Source organism: Salmonella sp. JXY0409-18, assembly GCF_020268625.1.
GTDB lineage: Bacteria > Pseudomonadota > Gammaproteobacteria > Enterobacterales > Enterobacteriaceae > Salmonella > Salmonella enterica.
Genome location: NZ_CP084216.1, coordinates 3629928 through 3654513, shown reverse-complemented (window position 1 = coordinate 3654513; position 24586 = coordinate 3629928). Strand labels below are relative to the sequence as shown.

The 24586-nt window shown below is 52.7% G+C and carries 23 protein-coding genes; 3 read left to right on the top strand and 20 right to left on the bottom strand.

The window, feature by feature from the left end; translation table 11 throughout:
• Positions 1-42 precede the first annotated feature (42 nt).
• From LDB27_RS17875 to LDB27_RS17860, 4 genes are read right to left on the bottom strand one after another with little or no spacing between them, the layout of a single operon-like run.
• Complete coding sequence (locus tag LDB27_RS17875; RefSeq protein ID WP_023207542.1) at positions 43-1119, bottom strand: fimbrial protein; 1077 nt, start codon at positions 1117-1119, stop codon at positions 43-45.
• Between the two features lie 8 nt (positions 1120-1127).
• Entirely contained in the window at positions 1128-3674 is a 2547-nt protein-coding gene (locus LDB27_RS17870; RefSeq protein ID WP_023213690.1) for a fimbrial outer membrane usher protein, read from the bottom strand.
• A 26-nt stretch (positions 3675-3700) separates the two neighbouring features.
• Positions 3701-4384, bottom strand: a complete 684-nt coding sequence (gene stiB, locus LDB27_RS17865; protein WP_001086398.1) for a fimbrial biogenesis chaperone StiB — start codon at positions 4382-4384, stop codon at positions 3701-3703.
• 47 nt (positions 4385-4431) lie between these two features.
• On the bottom strand, positions 4432-4983 hold the full coding sequence (locus LDB27_RS17860; RefSeq protein WP_131065646.1) for a fimbrial protein: 552 nt from the start codon (positions 4981-4983) through the stop codon (positions 4432-4434).
• Positions 4984-5348: 365 nt separating this feature from the next.
• On the opposite strand from LDB27_RS17860, the gene LDB27_RS17855 reads away from it, so the two are divergent.
• Together LDB27_RS17855 and LDB27_RS17850 are read left to right on the top strand one after the other, a co-directional pair.
• A complete protein-coding gene (locus tag LDB27_RS17855; protein ID WP_000901969.1) occupies positions 5349-5789 on the top strand; it encodes a PTS sugar transporter subunit IIA in 441 nt (146 codons plus the stop codon).
• Between the two features lie 61 nt (positions 5790-5850).
• The gene (locus LDB27_RS17850; RefSeq protein ID WP_000245330.1) at positions 5851-7080 is read left to right on the top strand and encodes a polysaccharide deacetylase family protein; all 1230 of its coding nucleotides are present in this window, start codon (positions 5851-5853) and stop codon (positions 7078-7080) included.
• A 6-nt stretch (positions 7081-7086) separates the two neighbouring features.
• On the opposite strand, the gene panD is transcribed toward LDB27_RS17850, so the two are convergent.
• The 16 genes from panD to thpR all read right to left on the bottom strand — a co-directional run bounded on the left by panD (position 7087) and on the right by thpR (position 22069).
• A complete protein-coding gene (gene panD, locus LDB27_RS17845; protein ID WP_000621526.1) occupies positions 7087-7467 on the bottom strand; it encodes an aspartate 1-decarboxylase in 381 nt (126 codons plus the stop codon).
• Between the two features lie 94 nt (positions 7468-7561).
• Positions 7562-8416: a pantoate--beta-alanine ligase gene (panC, locus tag LDB27_RS17840; protein WP_000905340.1), complete on the bottom strand. Its 855-nt coding sequence runs from the start codon at positions 8414-8416 to the stop codon at positions 7562-7564.
• A gap of 125 nt (positions 8417-8541) precedes the next feature.
• The gene (panB, locus tag LDB27_RS17835) at positions 8542-9336 is read right to left on the bottom strand and encodes a 3-methyl-2-oxobutanoate hydroxymethyltransferase (RefSeq protein WP_000043006.1); all 795 of its coding nucleotides are present in this window, start codon (positions 9334-9336) and stop codon (positions 8542-8544) included.
• Between the two features lie 121 nt (positions 9337-9457).
• Complete coding sequence (locus LDB27_RS17830; protein ID WP_001632328.1) at positions 9458-10726, bottom strand: fimbrial-like adhesin; 1269 nt, start codon at positions 10724-10726, stop codon at positions 9458-9460.
• 21 nt (positions 10727-10747) lie between these two features.
• Complete coding sequence (locus tag LDB27_RS17825) at positions 10748-11332, bottom strand: fimbrial-like protein (protein ID WP_023892065.1); 585 nt, start codon at positions 11330-11332, stop codon at positions 10748-10750.
• An 11-nt stretch (positions 11333-11343) separates the two neighbouring features.
• Entirely contained in the window at positions 11344-11952 is a 609-nt protein-coding gene (gene staE / locus LDB27_RS17820; protein WP_000745164.1) for a fimbrial protein StaE, read from the bottom strand.
• A gap of 14 nt (positions 11953-11966) precedes the next feature.
• Positions 11967-12533 carry a fimbrial protein gene (locus tag LDB27_RS17815; protein WP_001549988.1) on the bottom strand — a complete coding sequence of 189 codons (567 nt, stop codon included), beginning with the start codon at positions 12531-12533 and terminating at the stop codon, positions 11967-11969.
• A complete protein-coding gene (locus LDB27_RS17810) occupies positions 12520-15126 on the bottom strand; it encodes an outer membrane usher protein (protein ID WP_001125002.1) in 2607 nt (868 codons plus the stop codon). Before LDB27_RS17810 ends, LDB27_RS17815 begins: the two co-directional genes overlap by 14 nt.
• A gap of 59 nt (positions 15127-15185) precedes the next feature.
• The gene (locus LDB27_RS17805) at positions 15186-15923 is read right to left on the bottom strand and encodes a fimbrial chaperone (RefSeq protein ID WP_000019793.1); all 738 of its coding nucleotides are present in this window, start codon (positions 15921-15923) and stop codon (positions 15186-15188) included.
• 265 nt (positions 15924-16188) lie between these two features.
• A complete protein-coding gene (locus LDB27_RS17800; protein ID WP_000756783.1) occupies positions 16189-16782 on the bottom strand; it encodes a fimbrial protein in 594 nt (197 codons plus the stop codon).
• Between the two features lie 403 nt (positions 16783-17185).
• Positions 17186-17665 carry a 2-amino-4-hydroxy-6-hydroxymethyldihydropteridine diphosphokinase gene (folK, locus tag LDB27_RS17795; protein WP_000150780.1) on the bottom strand — a complete coding sequence of 160 codons (480 nt, stop codon included), beginning with the start codon at positions 17663-17665 and terminating at the stop codon, positions 17186-17188.
• Positions 17662-19059, bottom strand: a complete 1398-nt coding sequence (pcnB, locus tag LDB27_RS17790; RefSeq protein ID WP_204355897.1) for a polynucleotide adenylyltransferase PcnB — start codon at positions 19057-19059, stop codon at positions 17662-17664. Before pcnB ends, folK begins: the two co-directional genes overlap by 4 nt.
• A gap of 161 nt (positions 19060-19220) precedes the next feature.
• Positions 19221-20117, bottom strand: a complete 897-nt coding sequence (gene gluQRS, locus LDB27_RS17785; RefSeq protein WP_225519884.1) for a tRNA glutamyl-Q(34) synthetase GluQRS — start codon at positions 20115-20117, stop codon at positions 19221-19223.
• Between the two features lie 68 nt (positions 20118-20185).
• Positions 20186-20641, bottom strand: coding sequence for an RNA polymerase-binding protein DksA (gene dksA / locus LDB27_RS17780; RefSeq protein WP_001155232.1), 456 nt, complete (start codon positions 20639-20641; stop codon positions 20186-20188).
• A 176-nt stretch (positions 20642-20817) separates the two neighbouring features.
• A complete protein-coding gene (gene sfsA, locus LDB27_RS17775) occupies positions 20818-21522 on the bottom strand; it encodes a DNA/RNA nuclease SfsA (protein WP_000899412.1) in 705 nt (234 codons plus the stop codon).
• A gap of 16 nt (positions 21523-21538) precedes the next feature.
• Positions 21539-22069: an RNA 2',3'-cyclic phosphodiesterase gene (thpR, locus tag LDB27_RS17770; protein ID WP_001294182.1), complete on the bottom strand. Its 531-nt coding sequence runs from the start codon at positions 22067-22069 to the stop codon at positions 21539-21541.
• A 72-nt stretch (positions 22070-22141) separates the two neighbouring features.
• Here thpR and hrpB point away from each other — a divergent pair, with 72 nt between their 5' ends.
• A complete protein-coding gene (gene hrpB, locus LDB27_RS17765) occupies positions 22142-24571 on the top strand; it encodes an ATP-dependent helicase HrpB (RefSeq protein WP_225519883.1) in 2430 nt (809 codons plus the stop codon).
• Positions 24572-24586: the final 15 nt, after the last annotated feature.

Sequence of the window (24586 nt, the reverse complement as noted above, 5' to 3'; positions counted from 1 at the left end):
ACGGGTCTGTAGGGGGAGGCTTGCTGAAACCCAACGCTTCTCTCAGCGAATCTGAATCTCCAGCGTGGCGGTAGCCTGGTATTCTCCGGTGTGGGGAACATGTCCGGTGGTATTGACCGGCGCGGCGGTGAACTCGGTGCTGCCTCTACCGTCGGCGTAATCTTCAATCGGCAATTCGGCGCTGCCGCCGGGAACGATGGTCTTATCGTATTTATCGGAAATCCGTATCCCTAAATTCTCATTGTCGGTTTTCAGGTATTCCGGGTTGTGCGGATCGGTTTCTCCATTCAATGACATTGACAGGTTGGTGCCGTCCGCCACGTTGCTACAGGTAAAGTTTACCTGAGTGGTGATGTGCGAGTTCTGCGGACTGTCGCCGAGGTGACGAATATCTTTGCCCTCAATATCCGGCAGCCTGACCTCGATAACCTGCCCGGCGTTGATGGAACAGGACTGTGGCACGGTAATGGTCCCGGACATGGTGACGTGCGCGATAGGGGGAACGGAGGGGGGAATATTATCTCCACTGCTGCCCGGCGTTTTTGATAAATAGAGATTCATGATCGTTGTTTGCGGGATCGAGATTTCTCCGACCAAAGGATGAGTAATATAAATCCTTACCGTGCCTTTATTACCCGCCGTCATTGATTTCATTTCTGCATCGCCACAGCCGCCTGCGGAGGCATCATTATTGCTGATTGAGGAAAACGGGACGGGAATATATTCGCCAAGCTTCCCGGCTATATACGCTTCGGTACCAATTTCCAGTTTGCCTGCCACGAGGACATAGTAATCCATATGTCCGTAGTATCGCGCCTCGCTGTGCGTGCCTTTCTGCGTCAGATCGCCGGTGGTCGCGGTGAAATAGTTGTACCCGCGATAATCACTGTTATCGCAGTCGCATTTAGCCGAATATTCTCCGCCTGCTGACCAGTGCTCTTCAACGATGGTTCCCGTCTGGTTCCCATCCGTATCGGTAATGGTTTGATTAAAACTAAAAGGAAAATCATGCGTGCCGCTGGTTGGTTGACACCAGCCGCTTCCGTTGCCCATCGTTCCGTCTGCCAGCGCATGGCCTGAAAATAGCGACAATGCCAGCAGCATCCATAAATTCTTCATTGTGTTCCTCACTGGCAGACGGCGTTCGCCATCACGATGCCGTTCATATTTTTGCTGATATCCAGACGGTAATCCGCGCGGCAAGAGGCGCTTCCCCAGTTCACCAGGAGCAGGCCCTCTTCCGGCAGGCCGCTGAGGAAGACCTGGCCTTTATCGCCGACGATACTGGCCAGGTTCGCATCCTGCCCATCGACGCTTGCCGTCGCGCCAAAGGGCACGGGCTCGCCATTGCTGCGCGTCAGCGTTAACAGCGCGCGATAGCCCTTATGCGTGTCATACGCCGCGCGCACCACCGCATTACGTGTCGGGTAGACGGTCTGGTTGTTGAGTGGAATATCCACGTTGTCGGCAAACGAGCTGCTGTCGAGCGAGATATCGTAGCGATAATACGGAGTGACGTTGGGGATCACCGTATAACCCCGGAAGTCGGTGGCGACGCCGGTCTGGTTTTCAACTGAAACGCCGCTGGCACCGGGCGCTTTAATTAAAATCGCCGCGCCGGTAATTGGCTGGCTCAGGGTAATACCGTTTTCGTGCGCCAGAATGCCGCCGCTGATGCCGTAGCTGACCTGTTGGCTATCTGGCGACTGATTGTAACCGGCGTTGAGGTTGGCATAAGTGCCTTTGTAGCTGGCGTTTACCCCGCCGGAATCACCGTCTTGTGTGCTGTGGCTCTGCTGTAACGACCAGTTCAGGTTTCTGTCACGCAGCGCGGTGCCGCTAAGGGTGGTGCTGTTCACCGTAGCATCGTGCTTACGCGTGTTCAGCATATAGCTGGCGTATAGCCTGGAATCGAACACCGTAAACGGAACATGCAGCGACAGCGTGAACAGCCGATCGTTCTGGTTATAACGATCGTCGTCGTTATCATCATCGTCATTATCCGATCGGTACTGGTAGGTGTTTTTGTTATAGCTGTAGCTTAACGTATAGCTCACCGGGCCCCAGCTATTGTTGTAGTTGGCGCTCAGAGATTCCATCTGCTGCGCGCTGTGCCAGTAATCTTCTTTTACCCAACTTAGCGTTAAGGAACCGAGCGTATCGCTAATTTGCTGGTTGACTGAAGCTTCGAAACGATTATGGCGCTTGCCGTAGTTATCATAAAAATCGTCGTCCGGGTTGATCACCTCGCTCAGCGAATTGTAGTTTTCGCTGGCGTAACGATAGCCGGCCAGCGAAAACGTGGTGCCCGTACTGACGACGCCCTTGCTGTAGCGGACGCGCCAGGATTGCCCGGCTTCTTTGCGGCCATCGTCAAATTTGGCGTGCGACCAGATACCGTCCAGGGAAATGGCCCCCAGCATCTGCATATTTTGCCCGACGCCGAAGGCGACGGACTGGTATTTATCGCCGGCAATCTGGCTGCCGCCGTACAGCGTGATACCCCACGGCAGGCCGTACAGCAGGGTCGCCTGGCCGAAGTCGTCCAGCGTGTGGTTGTCGTAATCACGATATTTACCCACGGTCACGCTGTATTTTGCCCGTCCGGTGCGCTGCAGAATCGGCAGCGAAGAGTAGGGCACGATAAAATGCTGTTCGCTACCGTCGGCTTCTTTTACCGTCACGTCGTAGTCGCCGTTGCTGCCGGTGGGAAACATATCGTTGATTTCAAATTCGCCCGGCGAAACGGCAGTTTGATAGGCGATATAACCGTTTTGCCGCACGATAACCTGCGCGTTTGAACGGGCGATGCCGCGAATCGTCGGGGCGTAACCACGCTGGCTGTTGGGCTGCATTTGATCGTCAGAGGTGAGCTGGAGGCCGCGAAAAGGTACGCTGTCGAACACGTCGGATGGCGTATTGCTGTCTCCGGCGGTGAACTGGCTTTTCAGCGCGATAATGTCGCGCTGTAAATAGTTATAAACGCTGTTCCAGCTACCGCTCTCGCCGTTATTTGCGCTCCAGTTACTGTAGTTGCGAAAACGCCACGGCCCGAGGTTAAAACCCGGCTGGAGAGCGAGATACTTCGATTCCGCATCGTCGGAATCCTCACTGGAACCGTACTCTTTATAGCCGCTGAAACTGTAGTTCAGCATTAGCGCGGTAATTCCCTCCTGCCACTTTTCCGGCGGCACGTAGCCGCGCGCGTTGTTGGCGATGTAGAGTTGAGGGATGCTTATCGATAATGCCTGTTGCTGAAAATCAAACTGCTGGCTGGCGCCGGGGATAGCGCTGAGATTGACGCAGCTTTTTTCACTCTCCAGCGTTGGAAAAAGGTCGGTTTTGACGCCGTTATCTTTTAGTTCCTGAAGCCGTAAACAGCCCTGTAATGCCTGTTGACCGTCACTGAGCGTCGTGAGTTGAAAATCAACGTTTCGCGCGCCGATTTCTGTTTTGTTGATAATGATAGTGACGTAATAGGTGCCAGGAAGTTGGCTTTTGTCGTTATCAAATGTCGACAGATCGACGCTTGTGCGATTCGCCTGCCCATGGTGTTCAATAAATGCCGGATTGAAATAGTCGCGCGCCCATGCAACATGTGCGAACGTGCTGCCCAGCGCGATACACACAGCGCAGCGCGATAAATAAAATCCCCTGTGTTGCCCTTTGCGCATCGGCACTCTCATCCCTGTCACTCTTCTCAAGGCGTTTGTTTATGTTCGGGGCCAGTACCGCCAAAATCGTTGATGATAGACCAGGCGATCGGGCCGCTGGCGGCGGCAGGCAGCGTGTACTGCGCGTTGCCGAAAGGCGCCACATAGCGCGGGGCTTTTATTTTTTGACTGCCAACGGAAAGGGTGGCGAAGTTCATATAATAGGGCGTGGGGTTCTTCACGGTGAGCGTGCGACCCTGACGCGACCACGTTAACCGATCGGCAACCTCTTCTGGCTTTTGGGTTAACGCTTTTGGCCGGTAAATCAGCTTAAATTCCGCTTTAACGGCCAGCATGAGCGTATTGTGCTTATTGTCCGGATTGCTGCTGGGAATCGATTTAATATCCAGCCAGTACAGCGACTCGCGATCTTCCGGCAAATTGCCGCCGGTACGGATAATTCGCAGTACGTTCTTTTGCCCGCCATTAAGGCGAAAAAGCGGCGGGGTGACCATAAACGGCGCATCGCCGCTCGCCCCGGTTTCGCTGATCGATTGCGCCCAGGACTGAATTAAATAGGGAACGTTGTCGCTATTGCTTATCGATATGGATGCATCTTTGGCATCGCCGTGAAAAATAACCCGCGTTGCGCCGATGTTTATCCCTGCGGCATGCGCCAGCGAACCGCACAACAGGCAACAAAGCAACCCTGCTTTAGCCAATGAATTCATTGATGACCTCAATAAACAAATGGGCCAGCCGACGCTGGCCGCCAGGATCAGTTATATTGCAGATAGAATGTTGCGCTTGCATCGACATTTCCCGACCCAACGGGAACCGCGGTGGCGATATAGCGGGCGGTGAAAGGCATTGAGAGTGTCGTCACCCCCTCTTCTGTAGGGAGCGCGACTGCGGAAGACCATGCCTGAAGATCGTTAAAGGTCACTGGCGTACTGTCACCCGTTTTATCAAGAATTTGCACGCCAATATTCTGAGCATCAGCCTCATTTTTCAGGATGGTCGCATCGGTTCCGTTGAGCGTACCTTCAAAGCGTGCCTGTACATTGCTGTAGATGTTTGCGTCGCAGTTTTCGAGATCGATGGTGAAGCCTTTATCCCCTGCCGTTTGCCCTGCGGCAGTAAAAAGAGAGGCAAATTCGTTCTGTAATGTTACCTCTATTAATACTGAATCCGTTTTTACCGTACAGGCGTTTTGCTGAATGAGGCCGGTGATATGTACGGTGCCGTCTTTAGCGGTGTCTGCCAGCGCGGCGGGGGAGAGGGTGATGGCAGCCAGTGCCACAGCGAGTGTTTTTAAGGTGAGTTTCATTATCTTTGATCCTTTAAGATATTATAAATATTGACATAGTAGCAATATTTATTGTGTGGAAAGTTATTGTTCTTTTTATTCCCGAATGAGTAAATATGATGTTCGATGATTTTTGCGGCGCGAAGAAAAATTCAGAATACATAAATATAAAATATTTATAATATATATTTTATTGATTGTTTTGGTGGGTGTTTGTTTAATAATTGCCGTGATTATACTTTCAATGGGCCAGATTCTATGAAGGCTGCGAACATTTTTAAAAATAATGCAAATTTTTTTGAATAAAAAATGATCGTGGTCATAGAGTGTTGTCGGCCAAAAAAACATGCTGACATGCTGGATTGGAGCTCAATGGAGGAGAAGTTATGCTGGGATGGGTGATTACCTGCCATGACGATCGCGCACAGGATATGCTTGATCGCCTGGAGAGAAAAAATGGTCCGCTGGCGCAATGCCGGGCGGTCAATTTTTGGCGCGGCGTGAGCTCAAACATGTTGAGCCGTATGATGTGTGATGCCCTCCATGCCACCGACTCCGGTGAAGGCGTGATATTTTTAACCGACATTTCCGGCGCGGCGCCTTATCGTGTAGCGTCGCTGATGAGCCATAAACATTCTCAATGTGAAGTTATTTCAGGTGTCAGCTATTCATTGATAGAGGAAATGCTTCCTTTGCGAGAGTCGATGAGCAGTTCAGCATTTCGCGACCAGATTGTCGCGCTTGGCGCGCCGGATGTCACCAGTCTCTGGCATCAGCAGCAGAAAAACCCGCCTTTTGTATTGCTACATGATTTGTATGAGTTTTGATCAATACCATTGACGACGCTTTTGCTACAATAACGGCGTTTTTTCGCCTCGGTTATGATATATGGTTATGCGCGTTGTTCTTATCTTGCTGTTCTTTTTCTCCGGTAATGTGTTGGCTGCCTTGCCCGCTCGTTATATGCAAACGACGAAAGACGCCGCCATCTGGTCGCAGATTGGCGATAAAATGGTGACCGTAGGGAATATCCGCGCCGGACAAATTCTTTCCGTAACGCCTGTTGCGGCTGATTATTATGCCTTTAAATTCGGCTTCGGCGAGGGGTTTATCGATAAAGGCCATCTGGAACCTGTGCAGGGAAAACAAAAAGTGGAAGATGGCCTGGGCGATCTTAACAAGCCGCTCAGCAATCAGAATCTGGTGACCTGGAAGGACACGCCGGTGTATAACGCGCCGGACATCAGTAGCGCCCCGTTTGGCGTATTGGTGGATAACTTGCGTTACCCCATTATTAGTAAGCTGAAAGGCAGGCTACATCAAACCTGGTATCAGATCCGTATTGGCGACAGGCTGGCTTATGTCAGCGCCATGGATGCGCAGGAAGACAACGGCATTCCGATTTTGACCTATCATCACATCTTACGTGATGAAGAGAATACCCGTTTTCGCCATACGTCCACCACGACTTCGGTTCGGGCATTCAGCAACCAAATGACCTGGCTTCGCGATCGCGGCTATGCCACGTTGACGATGTACCAACTGGAGGATTACATCCATAACCGCGCGAATTTCCCGGCGCGCGCGGTGGCTATCACCTTTGATGATGGCCTTAAATCGGTGAGTCGCTATGCGTATCCGGTATTAAAGCAGTACGGTATGAAAGCGACGGCATTTATTATTTCATCGCGTATTAAGCGCCATCCGCAAAAATGGAATCCCAGGTCGCTGCAATTTATGAGCGTGTCCGAATTGCGCAAGATAAGCGATGTTTTTGATTTTCAGTCGCATACTCACTTTTTACATCGGGTAGATGGGCATCGTCGTCCGATTTTATATAGCCGCAGCTACCATAATATTCTGTTTGATTTTGAACGTTCGCGGCGGGCGCTCGCACAGTTTACTCCGCACGTATTTTATCTTTCTTATCCCTTTGGCGGCTATAACGCGACCGCGATCAAAGCAGCAAAAGACGCCGGTTTCCATCTGGCGGTCACCACGGTGAGAGGGAAGGTGAAGCCGGGAGATAATCCGATGCTGCTCAAAAGGCTGTATATTTTACGCACGGATTCGCTGGAAACCATGTCGCGGCTGATCAGCAACCAGCCGCAGGGGTAAGGACTATCAGGCGACCTGGACCGGAATGGCTTTCGCGGTACGCTTCATTTCGTTGTCGCCTTCAAAGTAGGCCACTTTCGGCCGCCATGTCCGGGCTTCTTCATCAGACATGGTGACGAAGCTGGCGATAATCACAATGTCGCCAACCTCAGCGCAGTGCGCCGCCGCGCCGTTCACCGAGATGATTCTGGAGCCGCGTTCAGCCGCAATCGCATAGGTTGAGAAACGTTTCCCATTGGTCACGTTCCAGATATCAATCGCTTCGTTTTCCAGAATACCGGAGGCATCGAGGAAATCCTGGTCAATGGCACAGGAACCTTCGTAGTGCAGGTCCGCCTGCGTGACTTTTACGCGGTGGAGCTTGCCTTGCAGCATGGTGCGAATCATAACATCTATACCCTGTCGTTTATCTTGACTAAGCAGGCGCTTGTGGCCTGCTTTGGAAATTCTCAGGCAGTATTGCCCGATTTTTAACCCCTGTCTACTGGGCTAATGTAACGCTTTGATTATCGATCAGACGCGCCTGACCCAGCCAGGCGGCGGCCAGAATCACGGCGCGTTTGCTGGTTTCCGTCAGTTCCAGCAGCGTGTCGGCATCACGGATTTGAATGTCGTCGGCACGGAAGCCTTTTTCATTCAATTCCTGTTCGGCAATGGCAATAATCTCTTGCAGCTCACGATTACCCGCAATCAGTTTTTCAGCGATGCTATTCATCACGTTGTGTAGACCTGGCGCAATTTTGCGCTGCTCTGCGGTCAGATAACTGTTACGTGAGCTGAGCGCCAGACCGTCTTTGGCGCGAATAATCGGCACGCCGACGATCTCAATGTCATAACTCATATCCGCCACCATTTTGCGAATCAGCGCCAGTTGCTGGAAATCTTTCTCGCCAAAGCAGGCGATATCCGGCTGGATCAGGTTGAACAGCTTGCTGACGATGGTCGAGACGCCGCGGAAGTGGCCCGGACGGCTGGCGCCTTCCAGCATGGTGGAGAGGCCGGGAACATCAACGTACGTCTGGCCTTCCAGCCCCTGCGGGTAAATTTCCTCAACGGCTGGCGCAAAGACATAATCGACTTTGCGCTTGTTCAGCTTTTCACAGTCTTCCTGCAGCGTGCGCGGATAACGCACCAGATCGTCCGGCCGGTCAAACTGCATCGGATTGACGAAAATGCTGACGAACACCACATCAGCCCGGGCTTTTGCCTCATCGACCAGCTTCATATGACCGTCGTGCAGATTGCCCATGGTGGGAACCAGTGCGACGCGTTTGCCTTCCTGACGCAGACGACGGATATGCTGGCGCAGCAGCGGCAGGGTTTCAATGATTAGCACAACAAGACTCCTTGAGTTGCCTGATGATCCTGCCCGATGGCGCTGCGCTTATCAGGCCTACATCCGTTGAGGATCTGTAGGCCGGATAAGACGCGTCGCGTCGCCATCCGGCACGGTTAGAAAAATTAGTGAAAGCTGTGTTCTTCGCCCGGATAAACGCCGGACTCCACTTCAGCTATATACTGCCGTACAGCTGCGCGCATGTCGCCCGTTTCGGCAAGGAAATTTTTCGCAAATTTAGGGATATGGCCGCCGGTGATGCCGAACGCGTCGTGCATTACCAGGATCTGCCCGTCGGTAACGTTGCCCGCGCCGATGCCGATCACCGGAATCGACAGTGCTTCCGTGACGCGCTTCGCCAGTTCAACCGGCACGCATTCCAGCACCAGCAGCTGTGCGCCCGCCGCTTCTAAGGCCAGCGCGTCATCCAGCAGCACCTGCCCGGCGTCGCCGCGCCCCTGAATTTTATAGCCGCCGAAGATATTCACCGACTGCGGCGTCAGCCCCAGATGGCCGCACACCGGCACGGCGCGTTCGGTGAGCATTTTCACCGTATCAACCAGCCATGTGCCGCCTTCGATCTTGACCATATTGGCCCCGGCGCGCATCACGATGGCCGCGTTTTCAAACGCCTGTTCCGGCGTGGCATAAGCCATAAACGGCAGGTCGGAGAGCAGCAGGCAGTTCGGCGCGCCACGGCGAACGGCGCGGGTGTGGTAGGCGATATCTTCCACGGTGACCGGCAGGGTGGAGTCGTGCCCCTGAATTGTCATGCCCAGGGAATCGCCCACCAGCATCACGTTGATGCCTTCATCGGCGAACAGTTTGGCAAAGCTATAGTCGTAGGCGGTGATTGTCGCGAAGCGCTTCTTTTCCTGTTTGCATTTTTGCAGCAGTGAGATAGTGGTGGGTTTGCTCATAACCTCTCCGGCCATAATATTGATGAATAGAATGGCCGCATTGTAGGGGAATGACCGAAGAAAGTGTTAGCGCTTTGTGGGAAAGGAAAAAACCGGCAGAGGAGGTCTACCGGAATAAACATCAGGGATAAGTAATGGTGAATTTACCCGTAGCTTTGAATTTTCCTGGGGTTATCGCTTTGTTACCATCCTGTTTCAGGGTCGCCTGGAAATTCATTACCTGCTCAGCATTCCCAATTTCGCTATTTCCGTAATCCGGGGAATTAGTAAAAGAATAAATAGAACTGCTGATGTTTGGCTTAAGTAAGGTCCAGTCAGCAGGACTGTTTGGATTTTTCTCCCCTTCGATCATAACACCAATGCCATCAGCCGCTTCACTGCCGGTAAGTGTATTACCGAGCAAGGTGTTATCCTGTCCTCCTACCGTTGCAGAACTTAACGTAACATTCAATTCTTTAACGTAAGCGCAATTACTGAGCTTTATGGAAAATTTGCGGTTAATGGTATTCGCCGAAATGTCTTTGGCATTCTGTTCCCCAAATGGAACCGTTGAATTTGTTACCCCATCGCCTGTGACCGCATTGGCCTGGCAGGTAGGATAGTTAATCGTCAACTGATTTGGTGCTATATTGTAATATACATTATGTGAGCCTGAGAAGGCTGGTGATGAAGCAAATTGATAATCATACGATTGTTCTTTTCGTAGCGAGACAGATAACGAAGTTGCTCCGGCAGGATTAAAAGAGTCATCAATATACAAATGATATTTAACCCACAGAACAATACCGCCTAATCCAAAATAGGTCCAGTTGGTTGGCCTCTGACAGAGTTCGAAACGACCATCCTTTGGCATGATATTTGTTAAATCAAATTTTTTTGCGCCGGACGTTTCTCCGTTGCTCCAGTTTATCCAGAATTTTTCACCCCAGTATTGGCCGCCAAAGTTGATATTGGTGACTTCGATACCCATGTACATACCAGGAGTATTAGTTTCCCATAACATATTACCGTTGTAGGTTTTACCGGAGTTCTTGTAGCCATGATACAGTGTCAGGACATGGTTATCATGATCTTTGTTACAACTTAGCCCAGTAGTGGGGTCGAGCTCTGTCGCATCATTCGATACGGAGATTTCACGCAGTCCTGAGCCGTTATGAATAGCTATTGGATTAAGCATGTTTTTGGGCGCATAGGATTTTGTAAAATCCTGCACCGCTCCCCATACGTTTCCCCCTTCATTCTTTGTATATTGGCCTACATATAGTGACCAGCCATACGAAGGCGTCACAAAAGAAACGAAAGATAACAGTAATAATGATATGATTTTAACGACACTCTTTAGTCTCTGAGTGTTTAATAGCATCAGTCGGTGAACGCATTTTGTTATCATAATAGTTAACTGGTCCTCACGTTATTCGTATTCAACATTTACCAGCACGCGGCTGCTGAGTTTGCCGGGGACGACCACGTCGTTACTGAGGACTTTCTGCATCCGGGCATAAAACGTCCATGAGGTATCGCTGTATGTCGTCGCGGCAAAGGTTGCCCGCGAGGAGCCATCGGTGTTCAGAACGTTATGGCGGGGTGACTCGGTGGTAAAAATCACTACGCCGACGTTGGAGGCACCGTCTGTGCTGGTCGCTAAATCATTGGCAAACACCTGCTTATTACCGGTAACGAACTGCCCGCTCTGTGGTAAGAAGTTAAACGTGACGTTCGTGATTGCGCCGCCGCTAACCGGGCAGCTTATCAACTTAATCAGAAATTCCTTGCCGCCCCCGTAGTCCGTTTCCGCCGTGATGCCATCGGCAAAGTAACTCGGCCCGACGGTCGCTAAACTGACTGTACCATTACCGTCAATTTCAATCTGGCAGGTATCTTTCTGCACGGTGGCGGTAAAATCCACGTTGGTGTCGGCATACAGCGGCGCGATAAACAGGGCTGTTGCCAGCCCTGAAAATAACGTGGCGAGCATGAGTCTGCGCAAACGTCTCATTGGTATCACCATTACTGGTAAGTGATGGTGAAGGTGGTGGGGGAATAGAAGTCACCTGCTGTTAGCGCAGTGATTGCATAACCGGTAACCGGCACCATGCGAGCGCTTAACGGATAATCAACCGGTGTGGTTGAACTTGCACTGCTCAGATCAATCTCTTGCGCATTTTTGTTACGGCAGTGGAACTGGACGCTGTTAGAACCTTCCGGGGTATCTGTTGTCCAGAGTTCAACAGCGGTTCTCTGTGCTTTAGACGTCGCTGTGGAGGCGTTGGCAAATTCTGCGTTAGTCGAATCGCTGCCTGCGCAACCTGCATCTCTTGGCGCAATGACCAAAGAGGCTTTTTTATCTTTTAATCCCGCGCAGTCACTGAAGCGCAGTTTAAAGCTTTTGACTTTTGTTTTGGCAAAAACTTCCGAAATGTAGACGTTGCCAAATGCGATAGTATCGGTGGCGGTTTCACCGTCCAGCACCGATGCGGAGCAGGTTCCCGCCGTGATGTTGGCATTTACCGTTAAGTCCAGGCTGGCGGTGCCATCGGCCTGCGCCATTGTTGATACGCCCGCGGTCATGGTCGCCAGTGCGCCTAAGATTACGCCGCGCAATACTTGCTTTTTCATTATCATCGTCCCTGTTATTGATAAGTGAAGTTAAACGTAGCGGTAGAGCTGAAGGCACCCATGGTACCCGCGCCGTCGGTCAGTTCACGCAGCGCAACCGTCATCTCTACTTCGTTTGCTGTGCGCTCGTCGTCAGTCCAGGTAATTGAACCGGAGCCTGGCGTGAAATAGGTTTCATCGGTGGTGCTCTTACGCTTAAAGCCCATACCAATATTGCTGGCCGCATCGGACGCCGCAGACTGGTTTTTAATAAAGTTGCCGCTGGCATCCGCAGAGCTGCCGAGTGCGGTGGTAATTTTCGTCAGGGCGGCACTGCAATCTTTCGCCACAAACTTAAAGTTTTTCTGCGATTCCGCTGATTTTTTTATGATTTTATCCAACCCGACATCGCCGACATTCAGCGTATAGCCGCTGGTAGCATCACCCGATACGTTCGAGCCATCTAACGCCGCAATCGACATGCTGCACGTCGTGGCCAGCACGGTAGCGGTAAAGTCAACGTTGATATCTTCCGCCTGACTGGTCAGTGGAAATATCATCGCGAGCACAGAGGCTGCTAAAAGGTGCTTATTCCTTCTCATTGTCTATTCCATTTGATTTAAGGTTATTAACACGACAGGTTACGTGGTCTAACAGTAAGGTCTGGCTGGACCCTACCGTTTGTTGCGTTGCAGGCAACGCAAAGGTTGCTGAACAAGTTACTGGCTGGTTTTCTTCAAACCAACGTACTGAGAGTTCGCCCGCATCGCTGATACCGCGAACAAAAGCCTGTCCGCCCTGGCCCATGTTGCCGATCTGCACATCGTTCTCGTAGATTTCTGCGCCAAACGGCAGAGCTTTGCCGTCATTGCGGGACATGTTAAGAATGACCGAGCGTCCCTGGTCGGTTTCAAAACTGGCTAAGACCACCGCGCCATCGCGCGGCACCAGAGTTGCGCTGGTGCTCTTAAGCTCAACGTCGTTTTCCAGTGTGTCGATATCGACATTGACCAGGTTTTCTCTGTAGGCGGAAAGCGAGTTTGTCGCGCCGTAGCCCCAGCGATCGATGGTGCTGTTGCCACCATTGATGCGTGCGCCTTTCGCGCCGGGGGCTTTTACCAGCACGATGGCATCGCTATTACCGAAGTTATCGTTAGTGAACGTCAGGCCGCCGCCATGCAGGACAAAGCCCCCGTTTGTCGCGAGCGAATATTGTCGGCTGCTATCGTTATTGGCAGAGGCTGAGGCCGAAATATCTCCCCACGGGGATTGATAGCTGGCATAGCCGCCGATATCAGAGATGCTCTTGCCCTCTTTCTGCATGGTATAACCCGTATTTACGCTATAGTTCAGCATATTGTCTTTGCTGCTACCGCTGCTGTTCATGCTCAGGTTATGGCCACCGTTAAAGTCCGTCCGCATCTGCGTGGAGAGGGTGTTAAAACCGGAACGGCGACTCTCCCCGCCAAGCAGGTTGGCGAGCGGAATACTTAGGTTGATATAGAGCGAATCATCTTTTTTACCGTCTTCATCCCAGGTGCGTTGCAGGTTGACGCTCATGCTGCCCCATGAGAAGCCTTTGCCGTAGCCCAGCGTATAATCGCTGCGGCTGTCGCCCGTCGCCCAGTAATCGGTCCAGGAGCCTGAGAGATAAAAGGAACCGTAATCCGTTTCGCCATACTGTAACGGCTGGCTGATGCTGAGGGTGATCTGGTTTTTCAGGCGCGCAAAGTTATTCATGGTGTTGCGCTGGTCGTCATCCCCATATTTCGCTTCGTCGATCAACTGAAGCGCATCGTTCAGCCCCAGATAATTCTGGGTTGAATAGCGGTAGGCCGCCACGTTAAACGAGGTATCAGTGGCTTCAATCAGCTTGTTCCACGTTAAGCGGTAGCTCTGCCCCTGATAGGTTTTATCGTCAGGGATCTCCGCGCGGGAGTGGGTGACGTCCAGCGCGATGGCGCCAAACGGCGTGTTGAGGCCCATGCCGAGCAACCCCGCCAGGTAGTGATTATCGGTAGCCTGAACGCCAGTATAGGCGGTCAGATAGTTGTTCAAACCGTAATAGTAGGTACCCTGCGCGACATACGGATTATCGTGAAGATCGTCGTCATTCACTTCCCCGGCGCTGACATCCCAGCGCCCGACGCCGGGTTTTTGCATCTGCATTACCGAGGAGAAGGGCTGGCTAAAGGTACGCTTGCTGCCGTCGGCCTCTTCGATAGTGACGATGAGGTCGCTCCCGTAGCCAGAAGGGCTGAGATCGTTAATCTCGAACGGACCTGGCGGCACCGTTGATTCATAAATTTTGTAGCCGCCCTGGGTAATGGTGACTTTGGCGTTGGTATTGGCGACGCCGCGGATCACAGGGGCGTAGTTGGCAAGCTGTGACGGTAGCATACGGGAGTCACTGTACAGACGCACCCCGCGAATGCTGACCGAGTCGAAAGTCTCGCCAGTGGTGTACGCCTCGCCTAACATCAGTTGCGAGCGCAGCGCAGTGAGATCGCGCTGGATGTAGCGGTTCTGAAAATCGAAGTTACTGCCGCTGTTATTGTTCCAGTTATAGTTACCGTTGGCGCGAAAACGCCATGCTCCGAGGTTAATACCGGTATTGAAAGCGGCGTACATATTGTCGTTATCGACACCGTGATTGGTATTGTGATAGCCGTTAATGTTGTAGGAGAGGAGCGCGGCCGGGATTCCGTTTTCCCATAGCGACGGTTCCACATAGCCGTCATAACTTTTGTTAATCCATGCCTGAGGCACGACGATATCCAGGCGCTGGTCGCCCATATCAAACGTCACGCTGGATTGTTCAATCAGCGCTGGCAGGTTTAAGCAATCGCTGCTCTCGTCGTCGCCTTTCTTCAAAATGGCTTTTTCGCCGACGTTTTGCGGCGACTTAATGTGTAGCTGCGCCAGATTTTTCATGGTCAGGCAGGCCTCGGCGCTTTTTTTGCCGATATCGATAAACGGGATGGTCTGGCTGGCGACGGCCTTCTCATTGACAAACACTCTCACGGTGTACGTTCCCGCTGGCGTGGGGTTGCCATTAGAATAGCGGCTGACATCAATAGACGTAGCGCCATCGCCCATCAGAAATGTGCTGTCGTATTCAACGATGTCCGCAGCCAGGCCGGGCTGACTGTAAAACAACGCACAGCACATCGCGAGCAACGTCTTTTTTGGCATGGTCCTGGTTGTGGAAACGTTTTGCACCGTCTTTTTCATCCTGCTTTGTGATAACGTCATTACAGTGAAGCTGAGCCAGCGATGATGCCGCCGTAGTCATTAATGGACTGGAATTCCAGTTTGCCTGCGCTGGCGTTTTGCAGTCCTTTCACCGTGAAGGCGGCTTTGCCAAAGGGGGCAACCATGGTCGCGTCGACGTCATAGCGTTTTCCGCCGCTGGTGTAGGTGGCAGAGTTAAAGGAGACGTAATACGGAGTCGGGTTATCGGCGCGAAGAACGGCATGGCCCTGTTCGCTGGCGACCTGCCATTTCAGCTGTTTTGCCGCTTCTGCCGGGGCGCCCGGTAAACCCGTCGGGCGATAAAATAGTTTGATGCGGGTGCGAAACGCCAGCTGGAGCAAATTCTTATTTTCTTCCTGGTTGGTATTTGCCTTCGGTGGAACTTCCAGCACGTTGAACCAGAAAACGCTTTCGCGATCTTTCGGTAGCGATTCTGTGGCGGTATACATAATTTTTATCGACTGCCCGCGCTTAGGTTCTATTCGTGATACCGGCGGCGTGGCGGCGAAGGGCGCTTTAATACTGCCCGGCTCGGCATTATCATTGCCGAGATCTATCCAGTTCTGAACTAATAATGGGCTTTTACCTTTATTTTCCAGACGCACGCTGACATCTTTTTTATTTGCATCATAAATAATACGCGTGCCAGAAATAATAATATCGGCCTGGCTGGCAGAGCTAAATAATGCCCCGGTCAGAGCGATAGCAGACAAAGTAAACTTTAAAGAGTGAGACATAAGCCGTCCTTGCTGTATTGAATATCCGAAACAGGGTAAGTAGCGCCGAAATTTGCTACTACCCTGCAATGTGCATCGTCTGTAATACTGTCTGTTAAAGACAGCGAGACTGATGACAAACACCGAAGCTGAATAAATGTTGGGTTTTATTTAACCCGTAAAAATTAACTCATTTATATTCATTGAGTTATTGGTTTTATGGGGCAAGACGCAGCCCAACATTAAACAGCACCAATAGCGTTGTCAGCAATCTGAGAGGCGACTATTACTCGTAAGTAAAGGTATAAATCGCATTGGTGGAGACCAGACCGGTTGTCACGCTGGCACCTGCATCAGACGATTTCACGTAAGACGCTTTAAAGTTGTAGGTTGCGATACCGTTGGTAAAGCTTTCTTCCATCGTGTTAGAAGGATCGTTGATTTTCACCAGCGAGAGAGCGTTGGCATCGTCAACATGGTGAACCGCGATATCAACCGCTTTCGCCGCCTCGATACCGCTGCGGGTCAGCGTTTCGTCGTTATCCAGGGTGCCCTTCGTATTGCTAAAAGAGGAGGACATCGTCAGATGTGATTTCACCAGGCCTGCGCCAGCATCGGAGCAGTCGATAATGATGGAGAAATCTTCTGCGTTTACGCCTGCGGTGCTGTTTTGAACTTCTGCGGTAACATCGCTAACGTGTGCGGTTTTCAGAGTAACCGTACCGTCGATATTGCTATTACCAACAGCGGAGCTGACGACTTTTTTACAGGTTTCAGCGCTGACCAGACCTTCAAAATTAATACGACCACCTTCGACAGCCATAACGGAAGAAGAGCCTAAAGCCATAAATACGGCTGTCGCCAGGAGAACTTTTTTCATACTTGCATCCTTACAAAATGAGATAAATGTACCACTTCAATAAGATTAAAGAGGGACGGCACATTTTATGCGTATATTTCATTATGTAAAATAACGAAATATTATATGTTTGTTTAAACGATATTTGTGGTGAATTTTTTTTTCAAAAGCAAAAATGCTGATTAGATTTATATGTTTTTTAATGATGTTTAAAAACAAGATAGTACATTAAATCTGCAAAAAAAGCGGCTTTAGGGGGAGAGGGATGTTAATGAATTCACTGAATCAATTTAATAATTTTACATATAAATGACATTCATTTTTGCTAAACAATCTTTTAAGTGAAAATAACGATTGGATTTATTCCATTAATTAGTGAGCGAAGTAATAATACAGGTTTCTTAAAAATAATATTAATTAAAAATTACCAGTATGCTGGTGCGGGGGTATGTTGATGAACAAGCTGCGTCAGCGCGACGCCATCGTCGGGGAAGCGCAGTTTTGGAGCGATCTCAAACAGCGGCCACAGCATAAAACCGCGGTTTTTCATGTCGTAGTGCGGAACCGTCAGACGGTCGGTGTTAATGACTTCATCGCCAAACAGCATAATGTCGAGATCCAGCGTACGCGGCCCCCAGCGTTCTGCTTTGCGTACCCGACCCTGTTGCAGCTCAATGCGCTGGGTATGGTTAAGCAATTCTTCGGGGGCGAGGGCGGTATCCAGCGCCACCGCGGCGTTCAGGTAATCGGGCTGATCCTGTGGGCCAAGCGGCGGCGTGCGGTAAAACGAAGAAACCGCGACGATACGGCTATCGGGAATGTTGGCGATAGCCTTCAGGGCGGCATTAACCTGCTCCAGAGGAGAGGCCAGATTACTGCCAAGCGCGATATACGCGATCGTCATACGGTGCCCTCGCGGCGCGGCGCGCGTTTGCGCGGACGTGAACGGCGGCGGCGTGGAGCAGGATCGTCGTCCAGCTCGTTGAGCATTCCTTTTTGTTCCGGCGGCGCGGAAGCCTGAAACTCGGCCCACCACTGCGCCAGACGTTGCAGCTCAGTATTATTTTCCACCTGAGCGCGCAGCTCCAGCAAATCAAACGCGGCGCGGAATTTGGGATGTTCCATCAGCTTCCAGGCGCGTTTGCCCTGGCGTCGCGACATCCGTAACTGAAGCTGCCAAATATCACGGGTAAGCGTGGTCAGACGTTTCGGGATCGCCAGTGAACGGCAGGCTTCATCCAGCACGTCATTCATGGCCAGCGCGAAAGCGTCGTAATAGGCCAGACCGCTCTCCTGAGCGATTTTTTGCGCCATCTCCAGCAGCGGATACCAGAACATGGCGGCAAACAAAAATGCCGGATTAACGCGCATCTCGTTACGGATGCGGTTATCCGTATTCTTCAACACCTGCGCAATGATGCGTTCCATTGCGCTGTCGCCGTTTTCGGTGAAATAACGCGTAATGGTAGGAAACAACGGCTGGAAGAGGTTGTATTCCCGCAGTTGTTGATAGGTTTCAAAACCGTTCCCCGCCTGCAGCAGTTTCAGCGACTCTTCGAACAGGCGCGCGGGAGGAATGTCGTTTAGCAAGGTTGCCAGACGCGGGATTGGCTCAGCCGTTTCAGGGCTGATACGCATATTGAGCTTCGCAGCGAAACGCACGGCGCGCAGCATTCGAACCGGATCTTCGCGGTAGCGCGTTTCCGGATTGCCGATCAGGCGAATCACGCCTTCTTGCAGATCCTGCATCCCGCCGACGTAATCGCGCACGGTAAAATCCGCCACGCTGTAGTAAAGGCTGTTGATGGTGAAATCGCGGCGCTGGGCATCTTCTTCGATAGAGCCGAAGATATTATCGCGCAGCAGCATACCGTTTTGCCCACGCTGGGAGGTCGTACGGTCGCTTTCACTGCCTTCATGATGACCACGAAACGTTGCCACTTCGATAATTTCCGGGCCAAACATCACGTGAGCCAGGCGGAAACGACGCCCCACCAGACGGCAATTGCGGAATAATTTCCGTACCTGATCCGGTGTAGCGTTGGTGGTCACGTCGAAATCCTTCGGCTTTTTGCCGAGCAGGAGATCGCGGACGCCGCCGCCGACCAGGTAGGCTTCATAGCCCGCTTTGTTCAGCCTGTACAGTACCTTGAGGGCATTTTCACTGATATCTTTGCGGGAGATAGCGTGCTGTTCACGCGGGATAATCGTCATATGTGGACGGGCGACGGCTTGTTCTGCCTCGCTCTCCTCGCGGCTTAACACCTTACGGCAAAAATTAGCGACTCGGGTAAAAATAGCGCACCTCGGTAGTGTCATACATTAATAAGATCAACTTACTCTATGTCTTTCGCATTACGGCAGACGGGCGCAAGAGAATAACGCGACCTGGGCTGTAAGCATCATTAACGCCGCAGCAATGCGAAAGACGATGAGCAAAAATAGCGGCTAATCATAGCTCAGCGAGACGCATTTGAGAATGCCGGATTTACATTAGCCGATGTGGGTACGGCTGTAAGCCTCCAGTGCGTCACCGCAAAGCGCAGCAACTCCTCAACAGACATCTCCTGCCACGCTACGAGGTCGCGTTGGCCTAAAAAGCGCAATGCCTGGACCAGTACCGGGCGCGGATCGCCTGTCGCAAGCGCAGGGGCATGATTTTGCTTGGAAAGTTTAGCGCCTTGTTCGTTGAGCGCCAGCGGAAGGTGCACGTAACCTGGCACACGCCAGCCAAACTGTTTATACAGAGAAAGTTGTCGGACAGTGGGTTCGATTAAATCTGCGCCGCGGACGATCTCCGTCACCCCCTGAAAATGATCGTCGACCACCACGGCCAGATTATAAGCAAACAGTCCGTCGCGGCGGTGGATAATAAAATCTTCGCTCGCCAGCTGTGGGTCAGCCTGGATGTCGCCGCGCAAGGCATCATGGAAACGCATCACCGGATGCTGCTGTTTAATTCTGACGGCGGCATTCTCCGGCCCGTGGTATAACGTCCGGCAATGGCCGTCGTAAATACCGCCCAGACGTTGAATGCGCGAGCGGGGGCAAGTGCAGTAGTAGCTCAGTCCCTGCTCGTGAAGCCAGGCCAGCGCCTCGCGATAAGCCTCATGACGCTGTGATTGCCATAAGACCTCGCCATCCCAGTGCAGGCCGTAATGTTCCAGCTGGCGCAGAATGGTCGCTGCGGCACCGGGAACTTCACGTGGGGGGTCGATATCCTCTATGCGAACGCGCCAAATTCCGCGTTGCGCACGGGCTTGTAAATAGCTGCCGAGGGCGGCGATTAACGAGCCGAAATGCAGTTCGCCGGATGGCGACGGCGCGAAACGGCCAATATAGTGTGAGTCAGTCATGCTGCGGGCAATAAAGAATAAGGCGGGAAAACTCCCGCCTGTCATAAATAGGGTAGAAACGAACGGGATTAACCCGCCATCTGTTTTTCGCGAATTTCAGCCAGCGTTTTGCAGTCGATGCACAGATCGGCTGTTGGACGCGCTTCCAGGCGGCGGATACCAATCTCCACCCCGCAGGACTCGCAATAACCGAAGTCTTCATCTTCCACTTTCTTCAGCGTCTTCTCGATCTTTTTGATCAGTTTGCGCTCACGGTCACGATTACGTAACTCCAGGCTAAACTCCTCTTCCTGCGCGGCGCGATCGACCGGATCGGGGAAGTTGGCGGCTTCGTCCTGCATGTGCGTCACAGTGCGATCGACTTCATCCCGGAGTTGATTACGCCATGCTTCAAGAATACGCTTGAAGTGCGATAGCTGGGCTTCGTTCATATACTCTTCGCCCGGTTTCTCCTGGTACGGCTCCACCCCAGCGATGGCGAGAATACTCAGGGACGATGTTTTACGGTTTTGCCCTTCTTGCATGTTGCTTCTCCTTAACACGCACTATCGATCCCCATGTTCGGGGGAAAATCAGGTCGCTATAAATAGCAGATGCTTTTCCGGATAGCAATTATCTAAACGTAACACTTGACAACCCTGTGAGGAAAAGCGTATTTACGCACGCGGCCAGAATACTTAATAATCAGGCTGTTATTCCACTACAACGTTATGGGTACTGGTTCGTTCAGTTCCATTTTTTGGGCTGAAAGTTCTGCTTTATAAGCTAAAACTTCCACGCCTTTATTCTGAGCCTCGCTCAATAGCTGCGCGTATTTTATATCGATATGACGTGCGGGTGAAAAACGTGTAATGGCGGAGTGCAGCACCGCGAACACCACCACCGCGCGATGACCTGCCGCCGCAACGCCCATCAACTCCCGAAGATGTTTTTGCCCTCGTTCGGTAATGGCGTCGGGAAAATAACCGTTTTCTTTTTCCGCTAACGTGACCGATTTCACTTCAATATAGCAGTCCGGGCGGAAATCTGCCTGTAACATAAAATCTATACGGCTGCGCTCGGCGCCATATTTGACTTCACTTTTCAGAATATTGTACCCCGCCAGCGCCGGCAGGCGATTCTCCTGAATCGCTTCTTTCGTTAGCTGGTTCGCCCGCAGCGTATTCACGCAAATGAATGCGCCGGATTGCGTTTCAGTCAATTCCCAGGTATGCGGATATTTGCGTTTAGTATTTTCTGATGTCGAATACCAGACGGTATCGCCTGGCGTGGCGCAGCCGGTCATTGCGCCGGTATTAGGACAGTGCAGCGTAAGCGTCGTACCGTCAGGGGTGATCACATCGGCTAAAAAACGTTTATAGCGCTGAATCAACGTAGCGCGTTGTAAAGGGGGGGAGAATAGCATCGACATTCCTTCATTATTATTCGCCCAGCGTCCAGCGCTGCAGCTCGGCATAGCGGGTACGGCCTTGCCCATACGAAGAGGCGTAAAGCGCAAATGACGTAACCGGAAATGACCAGCAAAAGCCCGGCGGCGGGATAGCCACCGTATGGCTGGCGTCGCGCAGCAGCGTAATATGCGGGTGAAAAGGCTGCGGGCTTTGGTAACAACCGCTGCGGGCGGCCTGCGCGCGCAGCATATTAGCCAACTGCAACAACCCGTGCGGCGGCTGGCGCATCCCCAGCCACACCACGCGTGAACGCAGCCACTGACCGGCGTCATCCAGATGTAGCGTAAAGCCCGGCTGGCGAATTCGTCCGGCCAGTTGCGCAAGCGCGCGCTGCTTATCGTTACTGACGTCGCCTAAAAAGGCCAGCGTCAGGTGTAGGTTCGCCGCTGCCACGGGGCGTCCGTCTTCAGAGGCAAAATGGGTGGCGCGCCAGGCGATAATTTGCGCGCGCGCGTCGTCGGGTAAGTCAATCGCAAAAAACAGCCGTTTTGGCTCAGACATAGGGATACTCGGTTATGGATTAACACGATGCTACAATGCGGCGCAAAGAAAGTTAACCCCGTGGAGCCGTTTGTGACGTCATTGCCCGTTGCCGCCGTATTGCCTGAATTGTTGACAGCCCTCAAAACCGCGCCGCAGGTTTTGTTGTCCGCGCCTACCGGGGCGGGGAAATCCACCTGGCTGCCGTTGCAACTCCTGCAACAAGGTCCGGTTGCTGGAAAAATTCTCCTGCTTGAACCGCGTCGTCTGGCGGCGCGTAATGTCGCGCAGCGTCTGGCGGAAGCGTTGAATGAAAAGCCTGGCGAAACGGTAGGTTACCGGATGCGCGCGCAAAGCTGCGTGGGGCCGCGTACCCGGCTGGAAGTGGTGACAGAAGGCGTATTGACCAGAATGATTCAGCGCGATCCCGAATTACGCGGCGTGGGGCTGGTGATACTGGATGAATTTCATGAGCGCAGTTTACAGGCGGATTTAGCGTTGGCGCTGTTGCTGGATATCCAGCAAGGGCTTCGTGACGATCTCAGGCTGTTAATCATGTCAGCGACGCTGGATAACGACAGGCTCTGTCAGCGACTGCCTGATGCGCCGACGATCGTCTCGGAGGGGCGCGCGTTCCCGGTGGAGCGACGTTATCAACCGCTTGCGGCGCATTTGCGTTTTGATGAAGCCGTCGCGATGGCGACAGCGGAACTGCTGCGCAATGAAAACGGTTCGCTGCTGCTATTTTTACCCGGCGTAGGCGAAATACAGCGCGTTCATGAACATCTGGCGTCGCGGGTAGGGAGTGATGTCCTGCTTTGTCCGCTGTATGGCGCATTGTCTCTGGAGGCGCAACGCAAAGCGATTGTTCCCGCACCCGCCGGGATGCGTAAAGTGGTGTTGGCGACTAACATTGCCGAAACCAGTTTGACGATTGAAGGGATTCGTCTGGTCGTCGATAGCGCTCAGGAGCGCGTGGCGCGATTCGACGCGCGAACGGGACTGACGCGGCTGGTTACGCAGCGTATCAGTCAGGCGTCAATGACGCAGCGTGCGGGGCGCGCCGGACGACTGGCGCCGGGAATCTGTTTACATCTGCTGGCAAAAGAACAGGCGGAGCGGGCGGCGGCGCAAAGCGATCCGGAAATCTTACACAGCGACCTCTCCGGTTTGTTGATGGAGGTGTTGCAGTGGGGATGTCACGATCCGGCATCGCTTTTCTGGCTGGACAGGCCGCCGGAGGTGAATCTTCAGGCCGCCCGCCGTTTATTATTGATGTTAGGCGCGCTGGAGGGCGAGCGATTAAGCGCGCGGGGGCGGAAAATGGCGGCAATGGGTAACGATCCGCGTCTGGCGGCGATGTTAGTCAACGCCGACGAGGGCGATAGCGCCGCCACCGCCGCCATGCTCGCGGCCATCCTTGAGGACCCGCCGCGCGGCGGCGGTACGGATTTAAGCGTGCTATTTTCGCGGCGACAGCCGGGCTGGCAGCAGCGTAGCCAGCAGCTTTTAAAACGGCTGCAGGTGCGTAATGGCGAGCCGGATAGCGCGCTTATTATGCCGCTATTGGCCAGAGCGTTTAGCGACCGCATCGCGCGGCGCCGTGGTCAGGAAGGGCGCTATCAGTTAGCCAATGGTATGGGAGCGATGCTAGATGCGGATGACGCGTTGGGACGTCATGAATGGCTGATCGCGCCGCTGTTGCTGCAAGGGAGCGCCTCGCCGGACGCCCGAATATTGTTGGCGCAGCCGCTGGATATTGCCTCGCTGATTCAGTCGTGTCCTGATTTACTACGCCAGCCTGACACGGTTGAATGGGACGAAGCGCAGGGAACGTTGAAAGCGTGGCGCAGAATGCGTATTGGACAGTTGACGGTTAGCGTTCAGCCACTGGCGAAGCCGTCTGAAGAGGAGCTTCATCAGGCGATGCTGAACGGCATCCGCGATAAAGGTCTGGCCGTCCTTAACTGGACGCCGGAAGCGGAGCAGTTCCGTCTGCGTCTGCACTGTGCGGCGAAATGGCTGCCGGAATATGACTGGCCTGCCGTGGACGAGGCGTCGCTGCTGGCGACTCTGGAAAACTGGTTGCTGCCGCACATGACAGGCGTACAGTCGTTACGGAGTCTGAAATCTCTGAATGTGACTCAGGCGTTACGGGGACTGCTTGACTATGCCATGCTGCAACGTCTGGATAGTGAACTGCCTGGGCATTACACTGTGCCGACGGGAAGCCGAATAACGATTCGTTATCATGAAGATAACCCGCCCGCTCTGGCGGTCAGAATGCAGGAAATGTTTGGCGAAGCGAAGACTCCAACCATCGCTCAGGGCCGCGTGCCGCTGGTGCTGGAGCTGCTTTCGCCTGCGCAGCGACCGCTACAGATTACGCGCGATTTAAGCGCTTTCTGGCAGGGGGCGTATCGCGAAGTGCAAAAAGAGATGAAGGGCCGTTACCCCAAACATGTCTGGCCGGACGATCCGGCGAATACGGCCCCAACGCGGCGCACGAAGAAGTATTCGTGACGTGTTATACGTTGC